Here is a 3,280-nt window from a genome sequence, read left to right on the forward strand (position 1 = left end):
CGTGTAAAGTATTCCGGTGCTCACGCACCAAACGTGCGCTGCGCTCCGGTTCTCGAAACCACCGCCAGCCGACTCACGCCAGCGCATTTCCAAGCAGGCTCCTAGGCGCCGGCTGCCGCCGGCCGTGCCCGCATCCGCCGGGCCTTTACCAGGCCGATGATGGTGAACAGCATCCAGAAGGCCTGGGCCACGAAGGAGGCCAGGTTGAAGCTCCACAGCAGCGAATACATCACCAGCACGCCGCCGACGATGTTCAGGAGCGCGGTGCGCCAGTCCGTGATCGCGAGGATCTGCAGCTGCGCCAGGGCATAGGCGTGCAGATAGGCTAGGACACCGACCAGGCCCACGACATCCGGCAGACTCACGATTCGACCTCGAGCAACGGAGGCGCCCTGGATAGGGGGCGGCCTCGGGAAGCGGCACCGAATCTTGCTCATGAGGCCATGTTTAAAAATCATGTCGGACTTATTGCCGTCATCCACTAGGGTCCGGCCGCTCAAGGCAGCGCGACGCAACGGCTGCCGCCCCGGGCGCCACAGAGCGCCACCCACCCGAAAACAGGGATCGGTCATGACACGCAGGGACTTGCCCTCTCTCGAAACCACGCGCCGCGGCCTGCTGCTGGGCGCCGCCGGCCTCGGCCTCGCCGCCGGTTTTGGTGGCCGCGCCTTCGCCCAGGACACGCCGCGCAAGGGCGGGGTGCTGAAGCTGGGCATGGGCGGCGGCAGCACCACCGACACGCTCGACCCGCGGGTGATGACCGACTGGGTGCCGCTGAACCAGGCCTTCATGCTGATGAACGGGCTGGTCGAGATCGACCGCAACAACCAGGCGGTGCCGGAGCTGCTGGAGAGCTGGGAGGCCAAGCCCGGCGCGGCGGAATGGGTGTTCAATCTCCGGCTGGGCGTGACCTTCCACAACGGCAAGGCGCTGACGGTCGAGGACGTGATCTACTCGATCAACCTGCATCGCGGCGAGACCACCTCCGCCGCCCGCGCCATCGCCGAGCAGATCAAGGACGTCCGCAAGGTCTCCGACAGCCAGATCGCGATCGAGCTGACCGGCGGCAACGCCGACCTGCCGTATCTCCTGTCCGACTATCATTTCCTGGTGGTGCCAGAGGGCTTTACCGACTGGTCGAAGCCGGTCGGCACCGGCCCCTTCGTCTATGAGAGCTACGAGCCCGGCGTGCGCTCGCGCTTCACCCGCAACCCGAATTACTGGAAGCCGGGCTGCGCCAATGTCGACGCGGTCGAGGTGATCGTCATCAACGACGTCGCCGCCCGCACCAACGCGCTGATGTCGGGCCAGGTCCACGCCATCAACCGATTGGACTTCAAGACGGTCGACCTGCTGAAGCGCAACCCGAAGCTGCAGGTCGTGCAGTCGGCCGGCGGCCAGCACTTCACCTTCCTGATGGACTGCACCAAGCCGCCCTTCGTGGACAACAATGTCCGCCTCGCTCTCAAATATGCGATCGACCGCGAGCAACTGCTGAAGGTGGCGCTGCGCGGCTACGGCCAGCTCGGCAACGACCATCCGATCCCGCGCACCGACCGCTTCTTCAACAGCGAGCTGCCGCAGCACGCCTACGACCCGGACAAGGCGAAGCACTACCTGCAGCAGGCCGGGATGTCGGACCTGAAGGTCGAGCTGTCGGCCTCCGACGCCGCCTTCGGCGGCGCGGTCGATGCCGCGGCGATCTTCCGCACCGCCGCGGCCAAGGCCGGGATCGACGTTTCGATCAAGCGCGAATCCCCCGATGGCTATTGGGAGAAGGTGTGGATGCAGGCGCCGTTCAGCATGGGCTATTGGGGCGGCCGCCCGACCGCCGACCAGATGCTGTCCATCGCCTATGCCTCCGACGCCAAGTGGAACGACACTCACTGGAAGAACCAGCAGTTCGACCGGCTGCTGCTGGAGGCGCGCGGCCTGCTCGACGACGCCAAGCGCAAGGAGATCTACTGGACGCTGCAGGAGATGATCTCGGACCTGGGCGGGGCGATGATCCCGATGTTCGGTGACTATCTCGACGGCGTGTCGACCCAGGTGCAGGGCGTCACCCCGCACCCGATGTTCAACTTCATGGGCGGGCGGCTGGCGGAGCGCGTCTGGCTGGCGGCCTGATGACGCCGCTGATTCTGAAACGGATCGGGCTCGGGCTCTTCACCCTGTGGCTGGTGTCGGTGCTGGTCTTCGCCGGCACCCAGCTGCTGCCCGGCGACGTCGCCTCGGCCATCCTCGGCCAGTCGGCGACGCCGGAGGCGCTGGCCGCGCTACGCCACAGCCTGGGGCTGGAGCAGCCGGCGCTGCTCCGCTACGGCCAGTGGCTGTGGGGCTTCGTCCAGGGCGATCTCGGCCAGTCCCTCGCCAACCAGCAGCCGGTGGCCGACCTGCTGTGGCCGCGCTTCTGGAACACCATGTTCCTGGCCGCCTATGCCGCGGTGATCGGCGTGCCGCTGGCCGTGGGCCTCGGCATCCTGACCGCGGTCCGCCGCGGCGGGGTGTTCGACCGGGTGGTGAACATCCTGGCGCTCGGCACCGTCTCCTTGCCGGAATACTTCCTGGGCCTGGTGCTGATCCTGGTCCTCGCGGTGCAGAATCCGGTCTTCCCCAGCTTGGCCGACGTCTATCCCGGCATGGGCTTCGCCGAGCGGCTGGACGCGACCACACTGCCGATGCTGACGCTGCTGCTGGTCACCGTCGCCCAGATCATGCGCATGACCCGGACGGCGGTGCTGGCGGTGATGGATTCGGCCTATGTCGAGACCGCCTATCTCAAGGGCCTGCTGACCGGCCGGGTGGTGCTGCGCCACGCTTTGCCGAACGCGGCCGCGCCGGTGGTCAACGTCGTCGCCTTCAACATCGCCTACCTGATCACCGGCGTGGTGCTGGTCGAGGCGGTGTTCAACTACAACGGACTCGGCCGGTTCATGGTCGACGCGGTGGCCAAGCGCGACCTGCCGATGGTGCAGGCCTGCGCCATGGTGTTCGGCGCTGCGTACGTGATCCTGAACATGGTCGCGGATATCGCCGCCATCGCGCTGAACCCGCGCCTGCGGCACCCTCGGTAGAGCCCCATGAGACGCATCCCGCTCACGGCCTGGATCGGCCTGGCGATCATCGCCCTGAACCTGGCCGCGCTGCTGTTCGGGCCGCTCCTGGCCCCGTTCGGCGAGGAGGACATCCTCGGCGGCCCGTTCGACCCCGCCACGGCGCTGAACTGGTTCGGCCTGGACCAGAACGGCCGCGACATGCTCTCGCGCCTACTCTACGGCGC

At 67.3% G+C, this 3,280-nt stretch carries 3 protein-coding genes and 1 pseudogene; 3 read left to right on the forward strand and 1 reads right to left on the reverse strand.

All coding sequences use genetic code 11. The features are described from left to right. Positions 1-101 precede the first annotated feature (101 nt). The gene (locus ABDW35_RS34515; protein ID WP_343718367.1) at positions 102-365 is read right to left on the reverse strand and encodes a hypothetical protein; all 264 of its coding nucleotides are present in this window, start codon (positions 363-365) and stop codon (positions 102-104) included. 205 nt (positions 366-570) lie between these two features. Between ABDW35_RS34515 and ABDW35_RS34520 the strand changes: the two genes are divergently transcribed. The 3 genes and pseudogenes from ABDW35_RS34520 to ABDW35_RS34530 all read left to right on the forward strand — a co-directional run. Beyond that, complete coding sequence (locus tag ABDW35_RS34520; RefSeq protein ID WP_343718368.1) at positions 571-2,127, forward strand: ABC transporter substrate-binding protein; 1,557 nt, start codon at positions 571-573, stop codon at positions 2,125-2,127. After that, positions 2,127-3,074, forward strand: coding sequence for an ABC transporter permease (locus ABDW35_RS34525; protein WP_343718369.1), 948 nt, complete (start codon positions 2,127-2,129; stop codon positions 3,072-3,074). The genes ABDW35_RS34520 and ABDW35_RS34525 overlap by 1 nt, the downstream gene beginning before the upstream one ends. A 6-nt stretch (positions 3,075-3,080) precedes the next feature. Further along, positions 3,081-3,280: pseudogene (locus ABDW35_RS34530) on the forward strand (ABC transporter permease); the annotation flags it as partial.

It is taken from the genome of Inquilinus sp. (assembly GCF_039594555.1).
In the GTDB taxonomy this organism is placed as follows: domain Bacteria; phylum Pseudomonadota; class Alphaproteobacteria; order DSM-16000; family Inquilinaceae; genus Inquilinus.